Origin of the sequence: Bradyrhizobium sp. UBA2491 (genome assembly GCF_002341725.1) — a bacterium.
In the GTDB taxonomy this organism is placed as follows: domain Bacteria; phylum Pseudomonadota; class Alphaproteobacteria; order Rhizobiales; family Xanthobacteraceae; genus Bradyrhizobium.
Genome location: NZ_DDOP01000092.1, coordinates 46,881 through 72,269 on the forward strand (window position 1 = coordinate 46,881; position 25,389 = coordinate 72,269).

General features: G+C 65.3%; 23 protein-coding genes. 19 read left to right on the forward strand and 4 right to left on the reverse strand.

Annotated features, from left to right (window positions below):
- Positions 1–37: 37 nt before the first annotated feature.
- Positions 38–2,650, reverse strand: coding sequence for an ATP-dependent chaperone ClpB (gene clpB, locus B2W55_RS30880; protein WP_024583863.1), 2,613 nt, complete (start codon positions 2,648–2,650; stop codon positions 38–40).
- A gap of 615 nt (positions 2,651–3,265) precedes the next feature.
- On the opposite strand from clpB, the gene B2W55_RS30885 reads away from it, so the two are divergent.
- The 5 genes from B2W55_RS30885 to B2W55_RS30905 all read left to right on the forward strand — a co-directional run bounded on the left by B2W55_RS30885 (position 3,266) and on the right by B2W55_RS30905 (position 6,583).
- Entirely contained in the window at positions 3,266–4,597 is a 1,332-nt protein-coding gene (locus B2W55_RS30885) for a YXWGXW repeat-containing protein (RefSeq protein ID WP_024583862.1), read from the forward strand.
- 82 nt (positions 4,598–4,679) lie between these two features.
- Entirely contained in the window at positions 4,680–4,862 is a 183-nt protein-coding gene (locus B2W55_RS30890) for a hypothetical protein (RefSeq protein ID WP_024583861.1), read from the forward strand.
- Between the two features lie 123 nt (positions 4,863–4,985).
- Entirely contained in the window at positions 4,986–5,888 is a 903-nt protein-coding gene (locus B2W55_RS30895; protein ID WP_024583860.1) for a DnaJ C-terminal domain-containing protein, read from the forward strand.
- The gene (locus B2W55_RS30900) at positions 5,885–6,160 is read left to right on the forward strand and encodes a chaperone modulator CbpM (RefSeq protein ID WP_024583859.1); all 276 of its coding nucleotides are present in this window, start codon (positions 5,885–5,887) and stop codon (positions 6,158–6,160) included. Before B2W55_RS30895 ends, B2W55_RS30900 begins: the two co-directional genes overlap by 4 nt.
- Before the next feature lie 198 nt (positions 6,161–6,358).
- Positions 6,359–6,583 (forward strand): hypothetical protein, encoded by a 225-nt coding sequence (locus B2W55_RS30905; protein WP_024583858.1) that lies wholly within the window; start codon positions 6,359–6,361, stop codon positions 6,581–6,583.
- A gap of 19 nt (positions 6,584–6,602) precedes the next feature.
- Here the strand turns inward: B2W55_RS30905 and B2W55_RS30910 are convergent, their stop codons facing one another.
- The gene (locus B2W55_RS30910) at positions 6,603–6,836 is read right to left on the reverse strand and encodes a hypothetical protein (protein WP_024583857.1); all 234 of its coding nucleotides are present in this window, start codon (positions 6,834–6,836) and stop codon (positions 6,603–6,605) included.
- Between the two features lie 66 nt (positions 6,837–6,902).
- Positions 6,903–8,639 (reverse strand): YbaL family putative K(+) efflux transporter, encoded by a 1,737-nt coding sequence (gene ybaL / locus B2W55_RS30915; protein WP_024583856.1) that lies wholly within the window; start codon positions 8,637–8,639, stop codon positions 6,903–6,905.
- Positions 8,640–8,753: 114 nt separating this feature from the next.
- Between ybaL and B2W55_RS30920 the strand changes: the two genes are divergently transcribed.
- The 9 genes from B2W55_RS30920 to B2W55_RS30960 all read left to right on the forward strand — a co-directional run bounded on the left by B2W55_RS30920 (position 8,754) and on the right by B2W55_RS30960 (position 18,146).
- A complete protein-coding gene (locus B2W55_RS30920) occupies positions 8,754–9,419 on the forward strand; it encodes an HAD family hydrolase (protein ID WP_024583855.1) in 666 nt (221 codons plus the stop codon).
- Positions 9,420–9,428: 9 nt separating this feature from the next.
- Positions 9,429–10,382, forward strand: a complete 954-nt coding sequence (locus B2W55_RS30925) for a sugar-binding transcriptional regulator (RefSeq protein ID WP_024583854.1) — start codon at positions 9,429–9,431, stop codon at positions 10,380–10,382.
- 156 nt (positions 10,383–10,538) lie between these two features.
- Complete coding sequence (locus tag B2W55_RS30930; protein WP_024583853.1) at positions 10,539–11,852, forward strand: ABC transporter substrate-binding protein; 1,314 nt, start codon at positions 10,539–10,541, stop codon at positions 11,850–11,852.
- Positions 11,853–11,987: 135 nt separating this feature from the next.
- Positions 11,988–12,860 carry a carbohydrate ABC transporter permease gene (locus tag B2W55_RS30935; protein WP_024583852.1) on the forward strand — a complete coding sequence of 291 codons (873 nt, stop codon included), beginning with the start codon at positions 11,988–11,990 and terminating at the stop codon, positions 12,858–12,860.
- Positions 12,861–12,864: 4 nt separating this feature from the next.
- Entirely contained in the window at positions 12,865–13,695 is an 831-nt protein-coding gene (locus B2W55_RS30940; RefSeq protein ID WP_024583851.1) for a carbohydrate ABC transporter permease, read from the forward strand.
- Positions 13,696–13,707: 12 nt separating this feature from the next.
- A complete protein-coding gene (locus B2W55_RS30945; RefSeq protein WP_024583850.1) occupies positions 13,708–14,715 on the forward strand; it encodes an ABC transporter ATP-binding protein in 1,008 nt (335 codons plus the stop codon).
- A gap of 11 nt (positions 14,716–14,726) precedes the next feature.
- Entirely contained in the window at positions 14,727–15,500 is a 774-nt protein-coding gene (locus B2W55_RS30950; RefSeq protein WP_024583849.1) for an SDR family NAD(P)-dependent oxidoreductase, read from the forward strand.
- 39 nt (positions 15,501–15,539) lie between these two features.
- A complete protein-coding gene (locus B2W55_RS30955; protein WP_024583848.1) occupies positions 15,540–17,195 on the forward strand; it encodes an FGGY-family carbohydrate kinase in 1,656 nt (551 codons plus the stop codon).
- Between the two features lie 12 nt (positions 17,196–17,207).
- Complete coding sequence (locus tag B2W55_RS30960; protein ID WP_024583847.1) at positions 17,208–18,146, forward strand: carbohydrate kinase family protein; 939 nt, start codon at positions 17,208–17,210, stop codon at positions 18,144–18,146.
- A gap of 39 nt (positions 18,147–18,185) precedes the next feature.
- On the opposite strand, the gene bla is transcribed toward B2W55_RS30960, so the two are convergent.
- Entirely contained in the window at positions 18,186–19,103 is a 918-nt protein-coding gene (bla, locus tag B2W55_RS30965) for a class A beta-lactamase (protein WP_029879848.1), read from the reverse strand.
- Between the two features lie 100 nt (positions 19,104–19,203).
- Between bla and B2W55_RS30970 the strand changes: the two genes are divergently transcribed.
- From B2W55_RS30970 to B2W55_RS30990, 5 genes are all read left to right on the forward strand, one after another.
- Entirely contained in the window at positions 19,204–20,154 is a 951-nt protein-coding gene (locus B2W55_RS30970) for a LysR family transcriptional regulator (RefSeq protein ID WP_024583845.1), read from the forward strand.
- Positions 20,155–20,459: 305 nt separating this feature from the next.
- A complete protein-coding gene (locus B2W55_RS30975; RefSeq protein WP_024583844.1) occupies positions 20,460–22,739 on the forward strand; it encodes a TonB-dependent receptor in 2,280 nt (759 codons plus the stop codon).
- Between the two features lie 9 nt (positions 22,740–22,748).
- On the forward strand, positions 22,749–23,477 hold the full coding sequence (locus B2W55_RS30980; RefSeq protein WP_024583843.1) for a cobalt ABC transporter substrate-binding protein: 729 nt from the start codon (positions 22,749–22,751) through the stop codon (positions 23,475–23,477).
- Positions 23,474–23,755, forward strand: a complete 282-nt coding sequence (locus B2W55_RS30985) for a DUF3649 domain-containing protein (RefSeq protein WP_024583842.1) — start codon at positions 23,474–23,476, stop codon at positions 23,753–23,755. Before B2W55_RS30980 ends, B2W55_RS30985 begins: the two co-directional genes overlap by 4 nt.
- A 17-nt stretch (positions 23,756–23,772) precedes the next feature.
- The gene (locus B2W55_RS30990) at positions 23,773–25,389 is read left to right on the forward strand and encodes a PepSY-associated TM helix domain-containing protein (protein WP_024583841.1); all 1,617 of its coding nucleotides are present in this window, start codon (positions 23,773–23,775) and stop codon (positions 25,387–25,389) included.

The following is a 25,389-nucleotide window of genomic DNA, read 5'->3' on the forward strand; positions in this document are numbered from 1 at the left end:
GATGACAGCGCGCGTCGCTGGCGGTGCGCGTCTCGTCTCACACCGGTTCGAATTCGTCGGCCGCCGAGTTCGCAGGCTTCTTGCCGTTGAAGGTGAGGCCGGCCTTGGTCGCGGAGAGTTTCACCTCCGAGCCGTCGCGCACGTCGCCGGCGAGGATCATCTCCGCGAGCGGATCCTGGACGCTGCGCTGGATCACCCGCTTCAGCGGACGGGCGCCGTAAGCCGGATCCCAGCCCTTCTCGGCCAGCCAATCGCGCGCCTTCGGGTCGAGCTCGAGCTCGATCTTGCGATCCTCGAGCAGCCTGCGCAGCCGCGCGAACTGGATCTCGACGATGCGGCCCATGTCGCTCTTCTGCAATCGGTGGAACAGGATGATCTCGTCGATCCGGTTGAGGAATTCGGGGCGGAAGTGCGCCCGCACCATGTTCATCACCTGATCGCGCACCGCGCTGGTGCTCTGGCCTTCCGGCTGGTTGACGAGATATTCGGCGCCGATGTTCGAGGTCATGATGATCAGCGTGTTGCGGAAATCGACGGTGCGGCCCTGGCCGTCGGTCAGGCGCCCGTCGTCGAGCACCTGCAACAGCACGTTGAACACGTCCGGATGCGCCTTCTCGATCTCGTCGAACAGCACGACCTGGTAGGGCCGCCGCCGGATCGCCTCCGTCAGCGCGCCGCCTTCGTCATAACCGACATAGCCGGGAGGCGCGCCGATCAGCCGCGACACCGAGTGCTTCTCCATGTATTCGGACATGTCGAGGCGGATCATCGCGGTCTCGTCGTCGAACAGATATTCGGCGAGTGCTTTTGCGAGCTCGGTCTTGCCGACACCTGTCGGCCCCAAGAACATGAACGAGCCGATCGGCCGGTTCGGGTCCTGCAAACCGGCGCGGGCGCGGCGCACCGCGGTCGACACCGCGCGCACCGCCTCGGCCTGGCCGACGACGCGCTTGCCGAGCATCTCCTCCATGCGCAGCAGCTTGTCCTTCTCGCCTTCCAGCATCTTGTCGACGGGAACGCCGGTCCAGCGCGATACCACGGCCGCGATATTGTCCGCGGTCACGGTCTCGCTGGCGGACGAGGTCTCGCTGGCCTCGACGGCGGCGAGCTTCTTCTCGAGCTCTGGGATGCGGCCATAGGCCAGCTCGCCGGCCTTCTGGAATTCGCCCTTGCGCTGCGCGTTGGCGAGCTCGGTGCGTAGCTGTTCGAGTTCGCCCTTCATCTTCTGCGCGTCGGAGAGCTTGCTCTTCTCCGAGCGCCATTTCGAGGTCATGTCCGCCGATTTCTTCTCGAGATCGACCAGATCCTTCTCGAGCGTTTGCAGGCGGCTCCTGGAGCCCATATCGGTCTCCTTCTTCAGCGCCTCCTGCTCGATCTTGAGCCGGATGATCTCGCGGTCGAGCGAGTCGAGTTCTTCCGGCTTGGAATCGACCTGCATCTTCAGCCGCGCCGCCGCCTCGTCCATCAGGTCGATCGCCTTGTCGGGCAGGAAGCGGTCGGTGATGTAGCGGTTCGACAGCGTGGCGGCGGCGACCAGCGCCGAATCCGCGATCCGCACGCCGTGATGCTGCTCGTATTTGTCCTTCAGGCCGCGCAGGATCGAGATGGTGTCCTCGACCGTCGGCTCGGAGACGAACACCGGCTGGAAACGCCGGGCCAGCGCCGCGTCCTTCTCGACATGCTTGCGGTATTCGTCGAGCGTGGTGGCGCCGATGCAATGCAGCTCGCCGCGCGCTAGCGCGGGCTTCAGCAGGTTCGATGCGTCCATCGCGCCGTCGCCCTTGCCGGCGCCGATCAGCGTGTGCATCTCGTCGATGAACAGGATGATGCCGCCCTCGGCCGAGGTCACCTCTTGCAGCACCGCCTTGAGCCGCTCCTCGAACTCGCCGCGATACTTTGCGCCCGCGATCAGCGCGCCGAGATCGAGCGCGAGCAGCGCCTTGTCGTGCAGGCTCTCCGGCACGTCGCCATTGACGATGCGCAGCGCCAGGCCTTCGACGATCGCGGTCTTGCCGACGCCGGGCTCGCCGATCAGCACGGGATTGTTCTTGGTGCGGCGCGACAGCACCTGGATGGTGCGACGGATCTCCTCGTCGCGGCCGATCACCGGATCGAGCTTGCCGTCGCGCGCCGCCTGGGTCAGGTCGCGGGCGTATTTCTTCAGCGCGTCATAAGCGTTCTCGGCCGAGGCGCTGTCGGCGGTGCGGCCCTGGCGCAGTGCGTTGATGGCCGCATTCAGATTCTGCGGATTGACGCCGCCCTTGGCGAGCAGCTTGCCGGCGTCGCTGTCCTTGTCGGCCGCGAGCGCTTGCAGCAGGCGTTCGACGGAGACGAAACTGTCGCCGGCCTTGTCGGCGGCCTGTTCCGCTGCGGCGAAAGCGCGCGCCGTCTCGGGCGCCAGGTAGATTTGTCCGGAGCCGGCGCCGCTGACCTTCGGAACCTTGGCCAGCGCGTCTTCGGTCGCCTTGAGGATCGCGCGCGAGTTGCCGCCGGCGCGGTCGATCAGGCCGGCCGCGAGGCCTTCGGGGTCGTCGAGCAGCACTTTCAGGATGTGCAGCGTCGAGAATTGCTGGTGCCCCTCGCGCATCGCCAGCGACTGTGCCGACTGAATGAAGCCGCGAACGCGATCGGTATATTTTTCAATGTTCATCGTGGCACCTCGGGCAGCGCAGGCTCGTCGAACTCAGATCATGCCATGCATTGCCGCCGGCGACAGATGGCGGAACGATGACATCCATCATGCGGCAGCCCGGTGCATTTGCGCCGGTGGCAAACCGCGCCCCTGACACTGCCGTTGCGTGCATCGTGTGGTCGTTTCAAGGGTGTGTCAATCGCCGCGCGCTGTCGTTGGCACTCATCCGGCGGCACTGCTACGGCTGCGCTGGTATGGCGGATGCACCAATCACGCCGACGGCGCTGATCGCAGTCATCCGGGCGGTGCGCAATTCGGCGAGTCCGGATCGTTACAATTCTGCGACAGCGAGGACCGGATTCGCGTTTTCGGAAATGATCCCCTCGCTCGCGACGCGGCGCGCTCGTGATGCGCGCGCGACGGCGCGATGTTCCGCTGAATCATGTCGTGTCACGACACGATTCACCCTGAACCGCCGATGAATAGCCACGAAAATGCGTTTCCGTTCGCGTCGATGCATTTCAGGCTGGTGTAAGGTCAAGGCGCTAGCGGTGAAGTGTGTCGGTGCATTGCCGATGCACGGAACTTTTGTTCCGGCTCTCACGTTGAACGTGCTCATCGAAGAGGCTCCCAATGATCACTCGTCTCCTTTCGACCGTGTCGTGCGCAGCGATTGCCACGGCGCTGCTCACTGCGACGGCCGTACCAGCAAGCGCGCAGGACGCGGCATGCGCGCCGGTCTCTGCCGTCGACACGGCGCCGCCGCCATTGCCGACTTACGATCAGCCGCCGGTTCCCGGGCCGGGCTACATGTGGTCGCCGGGCAATTGGTCATGGGACGAGGATCGCGGCGATTACTATTGGGTGCCGGGCACCTGGGTGCAGCCGCCGCGGGTCGGGTTGCTGTGGACCCCGGGTTACTGGGGCGCGTTCGGCGGCGGCTTCATCTACCACCAGGGTTATTGGGGCGAGCGCGTCGGCTTCTACGGCGGCATCAATTACGGCTTCGGCTACGGCGGTTCGGGCTATGAGGGCGGCCGCTGGGATCACGGCAACTTCTTCTACAATCGCACCGTGAACAATCTGCAGGGCGCGCAGATCACCAACGTCTACGAGAAGAACGTCACGATCAATCAGACCACCATCAACAACGTCAGCTACAATGGCGGCCGCGGCGGCATCGAGGTGCGGCCCACGCCTGCCGAGCGCGCGGTCGCCAACGAACAGCATTTCGCGCCGACACCGTTGCAACGCAAGCAGGTCGAGACCGCAAGCCAGGATCCGAACCTGTTCAAGCGCGCCAACAACGGCGTGCCCGCCGTTGCCGCGACGGCGCGTCCCGGCGAGTTGAAGGGACCGGGCGTGGTTCGTGCGCGGCCGGCCGGTGAGGCGGTGCCTGCCACGGCCGCAAGGCCGGCAGCCGGGGAGCCGGGACATCCGGCGGGTGCGCCGGCGCCAGCTGAGTCCCACGCGCTCCCGGTCCCGGGCAAGGAGATTCCGCCCGCTGAGCAGAACAAGCCCGCGGCCGAGGAGAGACGTGCAACCACCACTCCGGAGACGAGGGTTGAACCGCACCCCGGTGCACCGGCGCCTGCCGGGTCCCATGCGCTTCCGGCTCCCGAGAAGGGTGTTGTGGCGCATCCGCCGGCCGAGGCCAACAGACCCGCGGTCGAAGAGAAGCGCGCGGCGCCCGCCGCCGAGCCGCGCCCTGCACCGGAGGTCGCGCGGCCTGCCGTGCAGGAGAAGCGGCCTGAAGAAGTGCGCAGGGAAGAGCCGCGGCCCGAGCCCGCTGCGAAGCCCGTCGCGCGGCCGGAACAGGTAGCGCGGCCGGAACCTCGGCCGGAGACGATGGCGCGCCCTGAGCCGCATCCGCAGCCGGCAGCGCGGCCAGAGCCACGCGTTCAGGCCGCGCCGCACGCCGCGCCCGCGGGCCATCCCGCGGAGGAGAAGCGGCAGGAGCACTAGGCGACGTCCGCGCTCCGCTGGCCTGTTCCGGCGGAGCGCGGTAGTCTTCCTCCGCGCAAGCGATCATCAGAGGAGGTCGGTGGTGGCACAAAGTCTCGGTGGCGACGGACAGCTTGACGATCGAAAGCCCCGCCTGAGCGAGGACGATATGCAGCGGGCCCTGCTCGGACCGCGGGGCGTGCCGGGCAAACCGGATCCTGCCAGGATGACGCCGCAGCAGCAAAAGAACATGCCGAACTATCTGGATCCCGGGCATACGTCCTAGCTCGTCGTTGCGCTGCGCGCATTCAGCGTCGCCGTTTCCCGGCGATGAGCCTGCGCACTTGCAAATCGCCGGCTTTTGCGCCCTCATGATTGCAAGTGCATTCACGGTGTTGCGGAGCAGGTGGTGAGAAATCCGTACGAGGTCCTTGGCGTTGCCCCGACGGCGTCTGCGGCCGACATCCAGAAGGCCTATCGCAAGCTGGCGAAGAAGCTGCATCCGGATCTCAACCCGGGTGACAAGGAGGCCGAGGACAAGTTCAAGGAAGTCGCTGCCGCCAACGATCTGCTCAGCGATGCCGACAAGCGCAAGCGCTTCGATGCCGGCGAGATCGACGCCAGCGGCGCCGAGCGGCCGCAGCATCGCTACTACCGGGATTTCGCCACCGCGGACCAGGGACACCCTTACGCGGACAATTCCGGCTATGCCGACTACATGGATCAGGACGACGCATTCGCCGAGCTGCTCCGTCGCAGCGAGCAGGCGCGCGCGAACCGGCGCGGCCGCGATTTGCACTACAGCCTTGCGATCGATTTCGCGGAATCGATCACGGGTGCGAGCAAGCGCCTGACGCTGCCCGACGGCGGCACGCTCGACGTCACGATCCCGCCGGGACTCATTGACGGACAGATCATCCGTCTGCGCGGCAAGGGCATGCCCGGCAGCGGCAAGGGCGGTCCCGGCGATGCGCTGATCGAGGTCGAGGTCCGCCCCGATCCGCGCTTCACCCGTGAGGGCGACGACATTTCGCTGGAACTGCCGATCTCGTTGGCCGAGGCCGTGCTCGGCGGCAAGGTCAACGTTCCGACGCCGACCGGCGCGGTCACCATGACGGTTCCAAAGGGCTCGAACACCGGCACGACGATGCGGTTGCGCGGCAAGGGCGCGCCCCGGGTCGGCGGCGGCCATGGCGATGAGTTCGTCAAGCTCAAGGTGGTCCTGCCCAAGGGACCCGATCCCGAACTCGAGGCGTTCGTATCGAGCTGGGATCGCAAGGCATTCAATCCACGCGAGGATGGTGCGTCATGAACAAGCAGCAGTTCCTCATTGATGCGGGTCTGGAAGTGCAGACCCTGGAATTCTGGGTCGAGCAGCAATGGCTGGTGCCGGAGCACACCGCCCACGACGTCAGCTTCTCGGACACCGACGTGGCGCGCGCGCACCTGATCCGGGATTTGAAGGGCGACTTCGGCGTCAACGACGAGGGGATCGACGTCATCCTGCATCTGGTCGATCAGCTGCATGGCCTGCGCCGCGCGTTCGAGGAACTGCACAAGGACATCGCGTCGCCGCCGCGCTAGAGCGTTTTCGAGCGAAGTGGATACCGGTTCGCGTGAAGAAAACGCGTCAAGACAAGAACCTAGAGCCCCGTTCCGATTTCATCGGGAACGGGAAAGGCACTAGCGCACGATCGGGAAAAGTGTAAGGCGGGTTTTCCGAAGAGATCATGCTCAGACAACCGCCTCGCCTGAGTCGAACTTCAGCCCTGGGAGACCATCATGACGGACAAGCCGACGCCGCTGGCCCATGGCGAGATCGACGTTCTCATCCTGCAAGCGCTGGTGCGCAAGCTGATCGCGAAGGGCGTGCTGACCCCGGATGACGTCCGCTCGATGCTGTTCGAGGCCGCGAAGAATCTCGATCTGGTCGGCAGCGAGCTGACGACGGAAGCGGCCAACATCATCGTGCAGGAAGATCTGGCGCCGGCGTTTCTCGGCACCTGATTCCTGGCGCCTCGCCCCGTCAGGTTTGGCCGCTGCGCGTCGAGACCAGCCGGATCCGGGCCACCTGGCCGGCATTGCCCGCGAGGTAGGCCTGCGCGTCGCGCTCCAGCCGCTCAACCGCGGCCGCATCATAGTTCGGATGACGCGTGTTCAGATGCAGGTCGGTTTCGATTTGCATGACATTTGTCGTTCCTTCGACGCCGATCTCGATCGAGAACGACACCAGCGAAACGTGCGGGCTCTTGAACGCCATGTCCTGATCTCCATTCATCTCGCGTGAGGCGCGCCTCACCCCGTTTGGCGATTGGTCGCGGTCGCGTTATGCCGCTGAATCTTCCCTGTCGGCCGGCGCGCTTTGCAGCGCGGCAGTCGGATGCATGCGGTCGAGCTCCTCGATCATACCACGGGCGATCTCACGCTCGCCCATGATCACGATGTCGGCGCCGAGACCCTTCAGATGATCGACCTCCGCGTCGGAATGCGCCCGCGCGATGATCTGGATGTCGGCATTGGCGGCGCGCGCCTGCTCGACGATCTGTCCGGCCTCGAACGCTTCCGGGATGGCGATGACCAGCGAGCGTGCGCCGGCCGGATTGGTGGCGCGCAGCACGCTGGCGCGCGCGGCGTTGCCCATCAAGGCCTCGATGCCGCGCTGCTTGAGCTTTGCGACCATGTCGTCGGACGCTTCGACCGCGAGGAACGGTGCGTTGCGCTCGTACAAGGCATCGCCGACGATGCTGCCGACCCGGCCGTAGCCGACCAGGATGGTGTGATCCTGCAACGCCGTGGTCGGGATCGGTTCGGCGGTTGCGGCAGTCGGCGAGGCCGTCTCCGGCTTCTCGAGCCGCGCCGTCAACCAGTCGACCACCGCGAACACCAGCGGGTTGAGCATGATCGAGAAGATCGCGCCCGCCAGGATCAGGTCGCGGCCGGCCTTCGGCAGCAGGTTCAGCGCGACGCCGAGCTCGGCCAGGATGAAGGAGAATTCGCCGATCTGGGCGAGACTCGCCGAGATCATCAGGGCAGTCGCCATCGGATGACGGAACAGCACGACGATCAGGAGCGCGGCGAGCGATTTGCCGACCACGATGACGAACAAGGTCGCGACGAACGGCCAGGGCTCGCGCACCACGCTGAGCGGATCGAACAGCATGCCGACCGAGACGAAGAACAGCACCGCGAAGGCGTCGCGCAGCGGCAGCGTCTCCTGCGCGGCGCGCTGGCTGAGCGGCGATTCCCGCAGCATCATCCCGGCGAAGAAGGCGCCGAGCGCCAGCGAAACCCCGAACAGCTTGGTCGCGCCGAATGCGATGCAGAGTGCGATCGCGAGCACCGTCAGCCGGAACAACTCGCGCGAACCGGTGTGCGCGATGTAGTGCAGCACCCAGGGGATCAGCCGGCGTCCGACCACCAGCATCAGCGCGATGAACACCGCGATCTTGATCAGCGTCAGCACCAGCACGCCGGTCAGGCCGAGGCCGAAGCGGGTGGCCAGCGGATCGGAGGCGAGGGCGGCGCCTTCGCCGCCGCCCTGGAAGCTCGCCACTGCCGGAAACAGCACCAGCGCGAGCACCATGGCGAGGTCTTCGACGATCAGCCAGCCGACCGCGATCTTGCCGCGCTCGGTGTCCATCAGGCGGCGCTCTTGCAGCGCGCGCAGCAGCACGACGGTACTTGCGACCGACAAGGCGAGACCGAACACCAGGCCGGCGCCGACGGTCCAGCCCATCAACAGCGCGAGGCCGAGCCCCATCAATGTCGCGACCGCGATCTGCGCGACCGCGCCCGGCACCGCGATCTTGCGCACGGACAACAGGTCGTTCAGCGAGAAATGCAGGCCAACGCCGAACATCAGCAGGATGATACCGAGCTCGGCGAGCTCGGTGGCCAGCGCCTGGTCGGCGACGAAGCCGGGTGTGAAGGGACCGACGGCGACGCCCGCGAGCAGATATCCGACCAGTGGCGGAACCCGAAAGCGCTGGGCGATGGTCCCGAAGACAAAAGCAAGTCCGAGGCCCGCGACGACGGTCGCGATCAGAGGTGTGTCATGCGGCATTTCGCCTTGTCGCACAGCATCCCCAATGGTGCACCGCGACCATTTGAGGCGCGGCATTCTGCGCCGGAAATGTGATCTATTGCTCACAGACTGAGCATATGATCTCATATCGGGATGGATCCGCGGCTGCCCGAGACCGATCTGGTCATCTTCGACTGCGACGGCGTGCTCGTCGACAGCGAGGAATTGAGCTGCCGCTGTCTCGCCGAGGCGATGACCCGGGTTGGCATCGACATGAGCACCGAGCGGGCGATGACCCTGTTCCTCGGGCGTAGCTCGGCGGCGCTGACCGACTATTGCCAGGCGGCCGGCACGCCGTTGCCGGCGACCTTTCTGCCCGAACTGGCGCGCGAGGTGCGAAAGACCTTCCGCGCCCAGCTCCAGCCGATCGCCGGCGTCGCCGCGGTGCTCGAACAATTGCGTGTGCCGCACTGCGTAGCCTCCTCCAGCGATATCGAGCGGGTGAAGTTCTCACTGGAGCTGACCGGGCTTGCGGCTCATTTCGGGCCGCATCTCTACACCTCGCAGATGGTCAGGCATGGCAAGCCGGCGCCGGATTTGTTTCTGCATGCCGCGGCCGCAATGGGAGCCGAGCCGCACCACGCGCTGGTCATCGAGGACAGCGTCAGCGGGGTGACGGCCGCGAAGGCGGCGGGCATGAAAGTGTGGGGATTTGTCGGTGGCGCCCACTACCGGTCGGCGGACGGCAATGCTCTGCTGCGGCAGGCTGGTGCGGATCGAATCTTCGCCGCGATGACGGATTTCTGGACGGAAGGCTGACACAGGATCATGGTTGCGCCCGACAATGAAAAGTCCCGGCTCGACGACGCGGCGCGCGCCGGCTGGCTGTATTTCATCGCGGGCCACACCCAGGACGAGATTGCCAAGATGCTCCAGGTGTCGCGCGCCTCGGCGCAGCGCCTGGTGTCGCTGTGTCTGGCGGAGCGGCTGATCACCTTCCGGCTCGAACATCCCATTGCCGCCTGCATGGAGCTGGCCTCGCGGCTGAAGGCGCGGTTCGATCTGGTGCATTGCGACGTCGTTCCGTCCGATCCGTCGGCGCCGCTGTCGAATGCCGGAATCGCCGAACGCAGCGCCAATCTGCTGGAGACGACGCTGCGCTCGGAGACGCCGGTCATCGTGGCGCTCGGCACCGGCCGCGCGGTGCGCGCCGCGGTCGAGCGGGTCTCGCCGATCGAACGGCCCGATCACCAGATCGTCTCGCTGGTCGGCAACATCTCCGCCGATGGCTCGGCGAGCTTCTACGACACGGTGGGCCGGCTCGCCGACCGCACCGGTGCGCGTCACTACCCGATGCCGCTGCCATTCCTGATGTCGAGCGAGGACGAGCGCAACCGCATGGTCCGCATCGATCCGATCGCGCGGGTGAGGGCGGTCGCCGCCAGGGCCGATTTGCGCCTGATCGGCATCGGCCAGATGGACCAGAAGGCCCAGGTCCATGTCGATGGGTTCGTGACCCGCGAAGAATTGCTGGAGATGATGCGGCTCGGTGCGATCGGCGAAGTGACGGGTTGGGCCTATGACGCCAAGGGACGCCTGATCAAGGGCGGCACCAACAAGCGACTGACCAGCATTCCGCCGCAGATTCCCGCCGAGCAAACCACGATCGCCGCCGCAGTCGGCGCCGCCAAGGTATCAGCGATCAAGGCGGCACTGGCGGGCCGGGTGATCAACGGCCTCATCACCGACGAGGCAACCGCGCGCGCGGTGCTGGATCGCTAGGCGGCGCTCTCCCCCTTCAGGAACCACCCTTCCAGCGTGCAATGGAACCCGCAATCGCGCGGGACGGTGCAGCCGCGCGCTTGACAAATTCCAACGACAGGATGAACATACGCTCAACACGTGGGCATATGCTCAACGTGACATAGGGAGGTCACCTTGAAAAACGTCCTTTGCGCCGTTGCGGGCGCGGCTACGCTTTTGATCTCTGCCCCCTCGATCGCCCAGACCACGCTGACGGTGGCGACCGTCAACAATGGCGACATGATCCGCATGCAGGGGCTGACCAGCGAATTCACCGCGAAGAATCCCGACATCACCGTGAAATGGGTGACGCTCGAGGAGAACGTGCTGCGCCAGCGCGTCACCACCGACATCGCCACCAAGGGCGGCCAGTTCGACGTGCTGACCATCGGCACCTATGAGGTGCCGATCTGGGCCAAGAAGAACTGGCTGGTGCCGCTCGACAAGCTCGGCGCCGACTATGACGTCAACGACCTGCTGCCCAAGATCCGCGACGCGGTCTCGGTCGACGGCAAGCTCTACGCCGCGCCGTTCTATGGCGAGAGCTCGATGGTGATGTACCGCACCGACCTGTTCGACAAGGCCGGCCTGAAAATGCCGGACAGTCCGACCTGGGACTTCGTGGTCGACGCGGCGAAGAAGCTCACCGACAAATCGGCCGGCGTCTACGGCATCTGCCTGCGCGGCAAGGCCGGCTGGGGCGAGAACATGGCGTTCCTGACCGCGATGGCCAATTCGTTCGGCGCGCGCTGGTTCGACGAAAAGTGGGAGCCGCAGTTCAACTCGCCGGAATGGAAGAAGACGCTGACGACCTATGTCGACCTGATGAAGCAGGCCGGCCCTCCCGGCGCCTCCTCGAACGGCTTCAACGAGAACCTCGCTTTGTTCAACGCCGGCAAATGCGCGATGTGGATCGACGCCACCGTGGCGGCCTCCTTCGTGACCAACCCGGCGCAGTCCACGGTCGCTGGTCGTGTCGGCTTTGCGCTGGCGCCGAACACCGGCCTCGGCAAGAACGCCAACTGGCTGTGGGCGTGGAGTCTCGCGATCCCCGCCGGCTCGAAGAAGGTCGATGCGGCCGAGAAGTTCATCGCCTGGGCGACCAGCAAGGACTACACCAAGCTGGTCGCTTCCAAGGACGGCTGGTCCAACGTGCCTCCGGGAACGCGGACCTCGCTGTACCAGAACCCCGAATATCTGAAGGCGGCGCCGTTCGCCAAGATGACGCTGGCCTCGATCGATGCGGCTGATCCGAGCCACCCGACCGTGAAGCCGGTGCCGTATGTCGGCGTGCAATACGCGGCGATTCCTGAATTCCAGGGCATCGGCACCGCGGTCGGCCAGCAATTCTCGGCCGCGCTGTCGGGCTCGAGCACCGTCGACGCAGCGCTCGCCGCGGCCCAATCCTCGACCGAACGCGAAATGAAGCGGGCGGGCTACATCAAGTAGCGCAAACAGCTAGCCACGACGCGATCTGATCGGCGTCGCGGCCCTCCGACCAGCTCAAGACCTCCCGAGCTGGGTTACTTGCGGCCATCCTGTCCCGCAACGGGATGGCCGCTCCTTTCAGGCATGGAGACGGGGATGGCGACCCAGCAGACCCAACTGCTTGCACGCACACTGCTCACGCCTGCGGTGGCGCTGCTGTTCATCTGGATGATCGTGCCGCTGGCGCTCACGATCTACTTCGCGACCCTGCACTACAATCTGCTCGATCCCGGCTCCGAATCCTTCGTCGGCCTGGAGAACTTCCGCTACTTCCTCACCGATCCGGCGTTCCTCGCCTCGTTGCAGAACACGCTGGTGCTGGTCGGCTCGGTGCTCGCGATCACGATCATCCTCGGCGTGCCGCTGGCGCTGTTGCTCGACCAGCAGGTGGTCGGGCTGTCGATCGTCCGGTTGATGGTGATCGCGCCGTTCTTCGTGATGCCGACGGTGAGCGCGCTGGTCTGGAAGAACCTGCTGATGCATCCGGTGTCGGGCCTGTTCGCCTGGATCGCGCATCTGTTCGGGCTGCCGGCGATCGACTGGTTCAACGATGCGCCGCTGTTCTCGGTGATCCTGATCATCTCCTGGCAATGGCTGCCATTCGCGACCCTGATCCTCTTGACCGCGCTGCAATCGCTCGACGAGGAGCAGAAGGAGGCGGCCGAGATGGACGGCGCGAGCGCGATCTCGACCTTCATCTACATCACGCTGCCGCATCTGGCGCGCCCGATCACGGTGGTGATCCTGATCGAGACCATCTTCCTGCTCACGGTGTTCGCCGAAATCTTCGTCACCACCGGCGGCGGCCCAGGCCTGCAAACCACCAACATCGCCTTCCTGATCTATTCGCAGGCGCTGATCCAGTACGACGTCGGCAGCGCCTCGGCGGGCGGCCTGGTCGCGGTGGTGCTCGCCAACATCGTCGCGTTCTTCCTCGTCCGCATCGTCGGCCGCAATCTGGAGGCGTAACGTCATGGCGCGCATGGTCACGACACGGCGCAAGGTGATCTCGACGGTGGCGGCCTGGCTGGTCGGCTTCCTGATCTTCTTCCCGATCCTCTGGATGGTGCTGGCGAGCTTCAAGACCGAGCTCGAGGCGTTCGCGATCCCGCCCTCGTTCCTGTTCTTCCACTGGACCACCGAGAACTACGTCACGGTGCAGGAGCGCAGCGACTATTTCCACCACGCGCTCAACTCGATCATCATCGCAGGCGGATCGACCCTGATCGCGATGCTGATCGCGATCCCGGCGGCGTGGTCGATGGCGTTCTCGCCGACCAAGCGGACCAAGGACATCCTGCTCTGGATGCTCTCCACCAAGATGATGCCGCCGGTCGGCGTGCTGGTGCCGATCTATCTGATCTTCCGGACCGTCGGCCTGCTCGATACGAGAACCGGACTGGTCTTCATCCTGTGCCTCGGCAACCTGCCGATCGTGGTCTGGATGCTGTTCACCTATTTCAAGGAGATCCCGAAGGACATCCTTGAAGCCGCGCGGATGGACGGCGCCACGATCGGCCGCGAGCTGATCTATGTGCTGACGCCGATGGCGGTGCCGGGGCTCGCCTCGACCTTGCTGCTCAACCTGATCCTGGCGTGGAACGAGGCGTTCTGGACGCTCAATCTGTCGACGCTGGAGGCAGCGCCGCTCACCGTGTTCATCGCATCCTATTCCAGCCCGGAAGGCTTGTTCTGGGCGAAATTGTCGGCGGCGTCGACGCTCGCGATCGCGCCCATTCTCGTGCTCGGCTGGTTCAGTCAGCGGCAGCTCGTCCGCGGCCTGACCTTCGGCGCGGTCAAGTAGGAGGCTTTTGCCATGGGTCAGATTACGCTGCAGGGTGTGCAAAAATCGTTCGGGCCGGTCCACATCATCAAGGGTGCCGACCTCGACATCGCCGACGGCTCCTTCGTCGTGTTCGTCGGTCCGTCCGGCTGCGGCAAGACCACGCTGCTGCGGCTGATCGCGGGGCTGGAGGACGTCACCGGCGGCGCCATCCTGATCGACGGCCGCAACGTGGTCGACGTGCCGCCGGCGAAGCGCGGGCTGTCGATGGTGTTCCAGTCCTATGCGCTCTATCCGCATATGAGCGTGCGCGGCAACATCGCCTTCGGCCTGAAGATGGCCGGCATCGCCAAGGACGAGATCAACCGCAAGGTCGAGGCCGCCGCGGCCACGCTCAACCTCACGCCCTATCTCGACCGCAAGCCGCGCGAGCTGTCGGGCGGCCAGCGCCAGCGGGTCGCGATCGGGCGCGCCATCGTGCGCGAGCCGAAGGCGTTCCTGTTCGATGAGCCGCTGTCGAATCTCGATGCCGCGCTGCGGGTGCAGATGCGGCTCGAAGTAACGCGTTTGCAGAAGCAGCTCGGCACCACGGCGATCTACGTCACCCACGACCAGGTCGAGGCGATGACGATGGCCGACAAGATCGTGGTGCTGAACGGCGGCAAGATCGAGCAATATGGTTCGCCGCTCGAACTGTACGAGAAGCCGAACAATCTGTTCGTCGCCGGCTTCATCGGCTCGCCGAAGATGAATTTCGTCACTGGCGAACTGGCCAGGCAGCAGGGCGCGACGACCATCGGCGTGCGGCCCGAACATCTGAAGGTCGAGCGCGACGGGCAGGGCGGCTGGCACGGCACGGTCGCGGTTGCCGAACATCTCGGCAGCGACACCTTCCTTTACGTCGATGCGGGGCAACTCGGGACGCTGACCGCGCGCTATATCGGCGAGCTCGACCTGCATCCCGGCGACAAGGTGTCCCTGATCCCGGATCCGGCGCGCATCCACCGTTTCGATGACAGCGGCAAATCGATCCACGCGTAAGGAAGAAGAAAATGTATCTGGAGAAGTTCAAGCTCGGCGGCAAGACCGCCATCATCACCGGCGCAGGTCAGGGCATCGGGCTCGCCTGCGCCGAAGCGCTGGCCGAGGCCGGCGCCAAGGTCATCATCGGTGACCGCGATGCCAAGGCGGCCCACGACGCGCAAGCGGAGCTGAAGGCCAAGGGCTTCGACGCCGATATCGCGCTGATGGACGTCACCGATTCCGGCCGCGTCTCCGCGGTCGCCGACGAGCTGGTGCGCAAGTACGGCAAGGTCGACATCCTGGTCAACAATGCCGGCATCGCGCGCAGCGAGACTCCGGCGGAGACGGTGACCGACGAGCATTGGCTCAATGTCATCGACGTCAATCTGAACGGTACCTTCTGGTGCTGCCGCGCGTTCGGCAATCACATGCTGAAGGCGAAGTCGGGCACCATCGTCAATGTCGGCTCGATGTCCGGCTTCATCGTCAACAAGCCGCAGGAGCAGTGCTTCTACAACGCCTCCAAGGCGGCGGTGCACCATCTGACCAAATCGCTGGCGGCCGAATGGGGCGCGCGCGGCGTTCGCGTCAACGCGGTGGCGCCGACCTATATCGAGACCCCGCTGAATGCTTTCGTCAAGAACAGCCCACGGATGTATGACGCCTGGATCGGCGGAACTCCGATGGCCCGGATGGGGCAGGTCGACGAGATCGCCTCCGTCGTGCTGTTCCTCGCCTCCGAGGCGGCGAGCCTGATGACCGGAAGCATCGTTTTGGTCGATGGCGGCTACACTTGCTGGTAGTGTCGCGGGACAACATGCTCAAGCAAAGATAGAGCGGCGATGCGGCAGGCCTATATCGGGGTGGACGTCGGGAGCACCAGCGCCCGCGCGGGCGTATTCGACGAGGCAGGAAAGCTGTTGGGCTCGGCCCGGCATCCGATCCGGGTCTGGCACGAGCCCGGCGATATCGTCGAGCAATCGTCCGACGACATCTGGGCGGCCTGCGTCGCCTCGGTGCGCGCTGCGATGCGCGAGGCGGCGGTCGCCGCGGAGCAGGTCAAGGGCATCGGCTTCGATGCGACCTGCTCGCTGGTCGTGCTCGACAGCGCCGGCCGGCCGCTCACCGTCAGCCCGTCGGGCGATCCCGCGCGCAATGTCGTGGTCTGGATGGACCACCGCGCGATGGATGAAACCGAATTCGTCAACGCGACCGGCGATCGGGTGCTGCGCTATGTCGGCGGCGCGATCTCGCCGGAGATGGAAATCCCCAAGATCCTCTGGCTGAAGCGGCATCTGCCGGCCACCTATGAGGCCGCCGGGCACTTCTTCGATCTCGCCGACTATCTCTCGTTCCGCGCCACCGGCTCGCTGGCGCGCTCGACCTGCACGGTGACCTGCAAATGGACTTATGTCGCGGGCGAGGGCGGCTGGAGCGAATCCTTCCTCAAGCGGGTCGGGCTCGAGGCGCTCGCGTCCGACCGCTTTGCCCGGATCGGCAGCGAGATCGTGCCGCCCGGCTCGCCGCTCGGCCGTGGACTGTCAGCGGATGCCGCGCGCGACCTCGGCCTGATGCCGGGAGCGGCCGTCGGTGCGTCGCTGATCGATGCCCATGCCGGTGGCGTTGGCGCGATCGGCGGCCGCGACGGGTCTGGCGCCGAGGTCGATGTCTGCAAGCGGCTCGCCTACATCATGGGAACGTCGGCCTGCATCATGGCGACGACGGTCGATCCCTGCTTCGTGCCCGGTGTCTGGGGCCCGTATTTCGAGGGCATGGTGCCGGGCTTCTGGCTCAACGAGGGCGGCCAGTCCGCCGCGGGGGCCGCGATCGATCATCTGCTGAAGTCGCATCCGGCGCATGCCGAGGTTTCGGCCGCGGCGAAGGGCGCCGGCATCGACGTCATCGAATACCTCGAAAAGCGCATCCTGGCGCGCAACGGCGATGCCGGCGCTGCCGCGCTGCTGGCGCGCAATGTTCATGTGCTGCCTGAATTCCTCGGCAACCGGTCGCCCTATGCCGATCCCGGCTCGCGTGCGGTGATCGCGGGGCTCGATCTCGATACCGACGTGTCGGCGCTGGAGCGGTTGTTCGTCGCCGGCCTGTGCGGGCTGGCCTATGGCCTCGCCGACGTGATCGACGCATTGCAGGCCCACGGCGCCAGTGGCCAGACCATCGTGATCGGCGGCGGCGCCAGCCGCAGTCCTCTGGTGCGCCAGATCATGGCCGACACGACGGGCTACACGGTGGCGTTGCCGCAGACGCAAGAGCCCGTGTTGCTGGGCGCGGCGATGCTGGGCGCGGTCGCCAGCGGCGCCCACAATTCGATCAATGCCGCGATGGCCGGCATGTCGGCGCTCGGGCGGTTGAGCGCACCAACCAGACCCCAGCTTGCCGATTTCCACCGCCAGAAGCGGAGCGTGCACAGGATGCTGCGCCAGCTCGATCGCGACAGCCGCGAGGCGATGAAGCAGGCGCCCGCCGCGGCTCCGGCGAGTTGAGGTGTATGCCCGATGCTGCTGAGCTGCGGAGATGCGCTGATCGATTTCCTGCCGTCACGGACGGCGGACGGGCGCGAGGCCATGACTCCGGCGGTCGGCGGCTCCTGCCTCAACATCGCGATCGGCGCTGCGCGGCTTGATCTGCCCACCGGCTTTGTCGGGGGCATTTCGACTGACACCTTTGGCCGGATGATCGCCGATCATGCCGCGGCGTCGGGCGTCGATCTCGGCCGCGCGACGCGCAGCGACCATCAGGCGACGCTGGCCTTTGCGCGCGTCACCGGCACCGAAACGCAGTACGCGTTCTATGACGCCGACACCGCGTCGCGGAACTGGACCTACCGCCGCGAGGCGATCGCGCGCGACGGCATCAGTTGCCTTCACACCGGCTCGACCACGCTGGTCCACGACCAGGGCGCCGCCGAGACGCTGGCCTTCATCGAGGATATCAGGTCGCAGGTGACGATTGCGCTCGATCCGAATTGCCGCCCGAACCTGGTCAAGGACAGGGACGCCTATCGCGCTCGCATGCTGGGGTTCTGCGGCAAGGCTGACATCGTGAAGATGTCCGACGTCGACTTCGCCTATCTGTTCGGCGAGGAGGCCTATGCGGAAAGGGCGGACGCGTTGCTGGCGGCTGGTACATCGCTCGTCGTCATCACGCGCGGCGACAACGGTGCCTGCGCCTGGCATCGCCAGACCGGCCTGATCGAGGTCGAATCACCTGTCGTGAAGGTGGTGGATACGATCGGCGCCGGCGACAGCTTTCAGGCCGCGCTGCTTGCAGCATTGCATCGGCTGAACCGGATCGAGCGGCGCGGGCTGGGGAGCATCTCCACGGCCGAGCTCACGCGCGCGCTGGCCTTTGCCTGCAAATGCGCCGCCTTCACCTGCACCCGCGCCGGTGCCGATCCGCCGCGCAGCCGGGAGTTGCCCGCCGGCTGCTGGTAACCGATCGGCGCACGTCGCGGCGCCGATGCGGTCAGAATGCTAGCCGGTCTGCCCGGTGCTCACAGTCGCGACGGCGCGCGCGACATTGGCGATCACCTCGTTGCACTTGTCCATCGGTGCACTTGCCCCGGTCAGGTAGACCGTCACGATGATCGGCTTGCGGCCGGGCGGCCAGAACACGCCGATATCGTTATAGGTGCCGCGCTCGCCGGTGCCGGTCTTGTCGCCGACCCGCCAGTCGCGGGGCACGCCGGCGCGCAGCCTTGCGTCGCCGGTCTTGTTGGCGACCATCCAGTCGACCAGCCGCTGGCGCGACGCAGGTTGCAGCATGTCGCCGAACGCCACGCGTTGCAGGTTCTTCAGCATCGCGACCGGGCTGGTGGTGTCGCGCGGATCGCCGGGGACGGCCTCGTTCAGCTCGACCTCCCAGCGGTCGAGCCGGCTGACATTGTCGCCGATGGTGCGGAAGAAGGCGGTGAGGCCGGCGGGTCCGCCGATCTCGCGCAGCAGCAGGTTGGCGGCGGTGTTGTCGCTGAGCGTGCCGACGGCCACGCAGAGTTCAGACACCGTCATGCTGGTTCCGACATGCTGCTTGGTGACCGGTGCGTAGGCCAAGATATCTTTGGCCTCGATCTGCACCCGTTGATCCAGGCTGGACTCGCCGCGATCGACCCGATGGAGCACGGCAGCTGACAGCATCGCCTTGAAGGTGCTGCACATCGGGAACCGCTCGTCGCCACGGTGGTTGGCGCGCAATCCCGTCTCCATGTCGAACGCGGCGACGCCGAGCCGGCCGGTGGTCGCCAGCTCGATGCGGGCAAGTTCCTGCTGCAATCGCTGCGCCGGCTCGCCTGGTCCCGCCGCCGCGCTCTGTCCCGCCGCAGCGCTTTGCCGCGCCAGCGTGCAGGACGCCGCAAGGCCTAGCGCGCGCAATCCAAAACTCCGTCTCGTCAACATCTCGATTCTCCAGTTGGCGGCGCGAACCTGCCGAACGGCGTGACGATCGACAAACAATCATTTATACAGTGAGGCATGAGAAAAACTTGGTCATGACGCGATGCGCCGGCACCTCCCGCTGAATGCCTTGCGTGCCTTCGAGGCCTCTGCGCGGCTGTTGAGCTTCACCCGCGCGGGGCTGGAGCTGCGCGTGACGCAGACCGCGATCAGCCACCAGGTCAAGCAGCTCGAGGAGATGCTCGGCGCGAGCCTGTTCCGCCGGCTGCCGCGCGGGCTCGTGCTCACCGACGAAGGGCTTGCGCTGCTGCCGGTGCTGTCGGACGCGCTCGACCGGATCGGTGCCGCGATCGACCGCATCGAGGCCAAGGGCACGCGCGAGGTCGTCACCGTCGGCTGCGTCACGACATTTGCGACCGGGTGGCTGCTGCAACGGGTCGACGGCTTCAAGCGCGCGCATCCCTATCTCGACCTGCGCCTGCTCACCAACAACAACCGCGTCGACATCGCGGGCGACGGGCTCGACCTTGCGCTGCGCTTCGGCGACGGCTCGTGGCACGGCACCGAGGCGATCCATCTGCTGTCGGCGCCGCTGTCGCCGGTGTGCTGCGCTGACGCGGCGGAGCGGCTGCGCAAGCCGTCCGATCTGGCGCAGGAATTCCTGCTGCGCTCGTACCGCGCCGAGGAATGGCCGCTGTGGTTCGCGGTGGCCGGTGCGCCGTGTCCGAAGATCCAGGGACCGATCTTCGACAGTTCGGTCGGCATGGCCGAGGCCGCGGCGCGCGGCGTCGGCGTCGGGTTGGTGCCGATTGCGATGTTCGCGAACGAGCTGGCGTCCGGCCGGCTCAGGCGGCCGTTCGCGGCCGAGGTTCCGGCGGGCTCCTATTGGCTGACCTGGCTGAAGTCGCGCGAGGTGACGCCGGGCATGCGCGCATTTCGCGACTGGCTGCTCGACACGCTGCGAGCGGAAGTGAACGAGAGCGAGAACGGCGCATCGGCTCCGCGGCCAATGGCCAAGGCGAGGCGCAAGATCATCAAGAAGCGCCGGCACTGATGCACGTGTCGATGTCAATCGAACTGACCCGGTAATCCCGGTACAGTGAGTTGCTGCGTGAGCGGTTCGGTCCCTTCGCATGGCGGACGTCAAACGCTGACGCGTGATGACTGCCATTGTCCGCTGCTCGAGGCTCTTCACTTGCGTCAAAGCGTCGCAAGATTGCGCGATGAATTATCGACGCACCGTTGCAAGCCGAACTAGGAGGTCTTTGCGCACAGGCGCAGAGTGATTCTAAGTTGGTTCGGTTGTTTCCGTATCTCCAATTTCTTAGTCAAAGCCCGACTTGGTGAATTGGGGACTTCGTGAGCAACTTTAAAAGCCATAAGAACCGTTTTCGTTTTTGGGTCACGACAAGCGCCGTGTCGTTGGGACTGGCCGGCATGGGAGCCCTCCAAAGCAACGCGCAGCAGGCGTTACCTCCAGTGTCGGTCGATGCGCCGCAACAGCGATCGCAGGCGAAGCCAATCGTGCGGCCCCGTGCCGTGCCTCAGCGTTCCGTCCGCGTCGCGCCGCGGCGGCCGACCGAACCGCCAGCGCCCGTCGTCACGATGGGATCGACCCGGACGATCGGAGCTCCGGCGCCGGCCTATGCCGGCGGTCAAGTGGCCCAGGGTGGAACGCTCGGCCTGCTTGGGAGCACGAACGGCATGAATGTGCCGTTCAGCACCGTCAATTATACCTCTCAACTGATCGAGGATCAGCAGGCGCGGACGGCGGCAGATACGCTGATCAACGATGCGTCGGTCCGGCTCACCACGGGCAGCAACGGGTTCGACGACACGTTCCAGATCCGCGGCTTCACCGTCCCTGCCGGCGACGTCGGTTTCAACGGCCTGTACGGGCTGGTGTCCTCCAGTCACGTGCCGGCGCAGATCATCGAGCGGATCGAACTGCTGAAAGGCCCTGGTGCGCTGATCAACGGCATGGCCCCCGGCGGCAGCGTCGGCGGCGGCATCAACATCGTCAGCAAGCGCGCGCCGGAGATACCTTTCGCGCGCCTGACACCGATCTTCATGAGCGCCGGCAACTACGGTCTCTACGCGGAGACCAGCCGCCGCTTTGGTGAGAACAAGGAGTGGGGCGTCCGGTTCAACGGGGTCGGGCGCAACGGTGAAGCCTCGATCGATGGCGGAAACTGGCAGAGCGGTCTCGGTGCGTTGTCGCTCGACTATCGCGGGGAGCGGTTGCGTTGGACGCTCGATGCCATTTCACAGAATGACGACACCAGGAACTTCCGTCCGCAGATGACCATCGCGTCCAACGTGCCGGCGATTCCCGCGCCGCCCGATGCGCGCAGCAACTGGTACCCGGGCACGATGCTTCGGCAGCGGGACAACACGATTGCTTCGGGGATCGAATACGATCTGACCGAAGCGCTCACGGCCTACGCGGGCCTCGGCTATCGCGAGGGCGAGAACGCACAATCGTTTCCCGATTCCCGCGTTGCCGGCTTCACCAGCGGTATCGACGCTCTCGGCAATTTCAGGCTCATCAATGCCTATTACGATTCCTATACCAAGACGGTCAGCGGCAATGTGGGCCTGCGGTCGCGGTTCGAAACGGGATTCATCGGCCATGCGGTCAATGTCGCCTTTACCGGCTACAATCAGGAGGCCGGCAACGCCTATGTGACGTCAGGCTATTCGGTCCCGTCCAATATCTACAATCCGTCGCCACTTCCCGTGATCACGGCTGCGCGGAACGCGCCGCGGCGCGCGTCCGATACGACGCTCACAAGCGTCGCGGTCGCCGACACCATGTCATTCCTGAATGATGCAGTCCTGGTCACCGTGGGTGGTCGTCACCAGATGGTCAAGCAGGATGCTTTCAGCACTCTCACCGGTGCGATGACGAGCAGCTACGACGCCGCGGCGACGACGCCCCTTGCCGGCGTGGTCTTCAAGCCCTGGCAGAACGTTTCGCTCTACGCCAACTACGCCGAAGGGCTCTCCCAGGGTACCATCGTCGGACCCGGCTACAGCAATACCGGAGCTGTGCTTGCTCCGTTCAAGTCGACGCAGCAAGAAGCCGGCGTGAAGGTCGACTGGGGCAACATCACAACGACTGCGGCGGTGTTCCAGATTGCGCGACCAAGCCAGATCCGAACGGCGTCCAACGCGTTGGCCTATGACGGCGAGCAGCGCAACCGGGGCGTGGAACTGTCCGCCTACGGCCTGTTGCTGCCCGGCCTGCGCGGCATGGCCAGTGCGACCTTTTTGCGGCCGGAGCTCACGAGCCCGACCAATCCGCTGGAGCGCGGCAACGACGCCCCCGGCGTGCCGGACAAGACATTCTCTGCCGGCCTCGACTGGGACACGCCCTGGGTCAGGGGCCTCGCGCTCAATGGACGCGTGATCTACACGTCCGGCTCATATCTCACGAGCGCCAATCTCTTGCGGTTCCCGGACTGGACTCGGGTCGACGTCGGCGCGCGTTACGCGACATCGTTGAACGGTCGACCCGTCACGATACGCGCCAACATCGAAAATCTGTTCGACAAGCGTTACTGGCTCACGACCGGCACATTTGTGACCGCTGCGTCGCCTCGAACCTACATCGTATCTGCGGCATTTGATTTCTAAGGTGCTGTCATGACCAAGCTCTTCATTGCCGCAATTGTCCTGCTCGGCGTGGTGACGCCCGCGCAGGCACACCAGATCTGGATCGAGCAGCCCGAAGGGCAGAATGCCGTGGTTCGCTTTGGCGAATTCGGCGAGAACCTTCGTGAGGTGTCACCGGGGTTACTCGACAAGTTCGCCAGGGTGACCGGCACGCTCGTCTCCACGACTGGCGAGCAGACGTCGGACGCCGCGAAGACCGCAAATGGCTTCGCGCTGCCATTTTCCGCGGCTTCCGGCGACAGCATTGTCGCGGAGGATGCAAGCTACCCGCTCTATGCCTGGAAGCAGCAGGGCAAGGACGTCACCAACTGGTTCTATCCCGCCGCACGCTTCATCACCAGCTTTGCCGCGCAGCGGCCCAAGCTCGTCCTGGACCTCGTGCCGACCGGTCGTGAGGGTCAATTCAAGCTCATCTTCAAAGACCAACCCAAAGCCAAGACCAAGGTGACGCTGGTAACGGAATCGGGGTGGTCCAAGGAAGGTCACACTGACGATCAGGGTTTTGTGCAGTTCGACATGCCTTGGAAGGGCGTCTACGTGGCTGAGGTCAGCTTCAACGATCGCAGTGCGGGCGAACGTGCGGCGGCGAACGGCGCCGAGAAGTATGATGCTGTGAGCTATGTCACCACGGTGACCTATGTGAATGCCAACGGCTTGACGCCAATTCCCGCAGGCCCGCCGGCAACTCCCGGCAAATGAATCTCCTGATCCATCAGGTTCGCTCCGTGGGTCCGCTCGTTTCGCGGATCGTTGCCGCTCTGTTTGGCGGCTATGCGCTGGCCGCGCTCAGCAGCGTCGCAGTGCTTGCTTTGCCGATAAGTAAACCTCAGGCCGTGCTCACGGGCATGCTGGCGAGCTTCGCAATATACGCCGGTGCCGTCATCTGGGTCTTTGCAGCGCGAAGCGCGCTGAAGGCCTGGACGGGACTGATCGTCGTGGCCGTGCCGCTGTCGCTGGCGGTGTGGTCCGTCTCCTGACGAAGGATCGACGCGTGATGACGGGCAACGATGATCGGACTGCTGGCCACGGCATCCGGCAGAGCATGTCCAGCTTGCATACATGGGCTGGCCTTTTGCTCGGCTGGATTCTCTATGCCATGTTTCTCACCGGCACGGTGTCCTATTTCAAGGACGAACTGTCGCAATGGATGCGGCCGGAGCTGCCGCGTCTGGCCCAGATACCCGATCAGGCCATGGTCGCGCAGCGCATTGCCGACGAGCTTGGCAAGATCGCGGTGGGAACATCGCAGTGGAGCATGCGGCTGCCCGACAGTCGCAACAACAGCGTCTATGCGTTCTGGCGAACGTCCACGTCCAGCCCGGGCCAGCGCGGCTTCGCTGAGGGGCATTTCGATCCCGCGACCGGCCAAAGGGTGACCTCGCGCGGGACGCTGGGCGGTGACTTCTTCTATCGCTTTCATTTTCAGTTTCACTACATGCCGGCGATTTGGGGCAGGTGGCTTGCGGGCGCGGCTGCGATGTTCATGCTGGTGGCCATTGTCAGCGGCGTCATCACCCACAAGAAGATCTTCGTCGACTTCTTCACGTTCCGGTGGCGCAAGGGACAGCGCTCGTGGCTGGACGCGCACAACGCCCTGTCGGTGTTCGGCCTGCCGTTTCATCTCATGATCACCTACACCGGGCTGGTGACGCTCATGGCGCTGTACATGCCGTGGAGCGAGCAGGTCGGGCTCAAGACTCCGGCGGAACGCCAGCAGCTCAACGCCGAACTCAGTGCCTTCATCCAGCCCGGCAAGCCCAGCGGCCAGAGGGTGCCATTGGCGTCGGTCGAGGAGATGGTGCGGCAGGCCCAAGAACGCTGGGGCCGGGATAATGTCGGGCGCGTCAATGCCGTTCATCCCGGAGATGCGGCGGCGCGTGTGGCCGTGACGCGGGGAGAAGCAGGCCGCGTTTCCATGAGCCCGCAGTACATGGAGTTCGACGGGACCACCGGCAGGCTGTTGGCGGTTCATGAGAATGTGGGAGCTGCGGCCGAGACCCGAGGCGTGCTTTATGCGCTCCATCTGGGGCGCTTCAGCGACACCGAAATGCGATGGCTGTACTTTCTAGTCAGTTTCATGGGGACAGCCATGGTGGGCACGGGCCTTGTCATGTGGACCGTCAAGCGGCGACAGAAGCTGCCTGACCCCGATCGCCCCGATTTTGGTTTCCGTCTCGTGGAACGATTGAACATAGCGAGCATCGCCGGCTTGTCGATCGCAATGACCGCGTTTCTGTGGGTCAACCGCCTGCTGCCATACCCGTTGGAAGGCCGCGCTGACTGGGAGATTCACGCGTTCTTCATCGTCTGGGGCTTGACGCTGCTGCATGCCCTGCTGCGTCCGGCAAAGTCGGCCTGGGTCGAGCAGTTATCGGCGGCGTCAGCGCTGCTGTTTCTGTTGCCGGTCCTCAACGCACTGACGACTCGGCGTCCGCTGTGGCACAGCCTGTCCGAAGGCGACTGGGTGTTCGTCGGCATGGATATCATGTGCTGGACGCTCGGTTTGCTCCATGCCGTTCTGGCGCTACGCACGGCCCGGCAGGGCGGCAGTCTTCAGTCCAGGCGTAACGCAAATCGGCGGGCCCCGATCGTCGCTCCGGGCGAGGCGTAA

Bases quoted from the DNA above. Each gene is read 5' to 3' on its own strand.
- clpB (WP_024583863.1), bottom strand. From the start codon at position 2,650: ATGAACATTGAAAAATATACCGATCGCGTTCGCGGCTTCATTCAGTCG.
- B2W55_RS30885 (WP_024583862.1), top strand. From the start codon at position 3,266: ATGATCACTCGTCTCCTTTCGACCGTGTCGTGCGCAGCGATTGCCACG.
- B2W55_RS30900 (WP_024583859.1), top strand. From the start codon at position 5,885: ATGAACAAGCAGCAGTTCCTCATTGATGCGGGTCTGGAAGTGCAGACC.
- B2W55_RS30905 (WP_024583858.1), top strand. From the start codon at position 6,359: ATGACGGACAAGCCGACGCCGCTGGCCCATGGCGAGATCGACGTTCTC.
- B2W55_RS30910 (WP_024583857.1), bottom strand. From the start codon at position 6,836: ATGGCGTTCAAGAGCCCGCACGTTTCGCTGGTGTCGTTCTCGATCGAG.
- ybaL (WP_024583856.1), bottom strand. From the start codon at position 8,639: ATGCCGCATGACACACCTCTGATCGCGACCGTCGTCGCGGGCCTCGGA.
- B2W55_RS30920 (WP_024583855.1), top strand. From the start codon at position 8,754: ATGGATCCGCGGCTGCCCGAGACCGATCTGGTCATCTTCGACTGCGAC.
- B2W55_RS30925 (WP_024583854.1), top strand. From the start codon at position 9,429: ATGGTTGCGCCCGACAATGAAAAGTCCCGGCTCGACGACGCGGCGCGC.
- B2W55_RS30935 (WP_024583852.1), top strand. From the start codon at position 11,988: ATGGCGACCCAGCAGACCCAACTGCTTGCACGCACACTGCTCACGCCT.
- B2W55_RS30940 (WP_024583851.1), top strand. From the start codon at position 12,865: ATGGCGCGCATGGTCACGACACGGCGCAAGGTGATCTCGACGGTGGCG.
- B2W55_RS30945 (WP_024583850.1), top strand. From the start codon at position 13,708: ATGGGTCAGATTACGCTGCAGGGTGTGCAAAAATCGTTCGGGCCGGTC.
- B2W55_RS30950 (WP_024583849.1), top strand. From the start codon at position 14,727: ATGTATCTGGAGAAGTTCAAGCTCGGCGGCAAGACCGCCATCATCACC.
- B2W55_RS30955 (WP_024583848.1), top strand. From the start codon at position 15,540: ATGCGGCAGGCCTATATCGGGGTGGACGTCGGGAGCACCAGCGCCCGC.
- B2W55_RS30960 (WP_024583847.1), top strand. From the start codon at position 17,208: ATGCTGCTGAGCTGCGGAGATGCGCTGATCGATTTCCTGCCGTCACGG.
- bla (WP_029879848.1), bottom strand. From the start codon at position 19,103: ATGTTGACGAGACGGAGTTTTGGATTGCGCGCGCTAGGCCTTGCGGCG.
- B2W55_RS30970 (WP_024583845.1), top strand. From the start codon at position 19,204: ATGCGCCGGCACCTCCCGCTGAATGCCTTGCGTGCCTTCGAGGCCTCT.
- B2W55_RS30980 (WP_024583843.1), top strand. From the start codon at position 22,749: ATGACCAAGCTCTTCATTGCCGCAATTGTCCTGCTCGGCGTGGTGACG.
- B2W55_RS30985 (WP_024583842.1), top strand. From the start codon at position 23,474: ATGAATCTCCTGATCCATCAGGTTCGCTCCGTGGGTCCGCTCGTTTCG.
- B2W55_RS30990 (WP_024583841.1), top strand. From the start codon at position 23,773: ATGACGGGCAACGATGATCGGACTGCTGGCCACGGCATCCGGCAGAGC.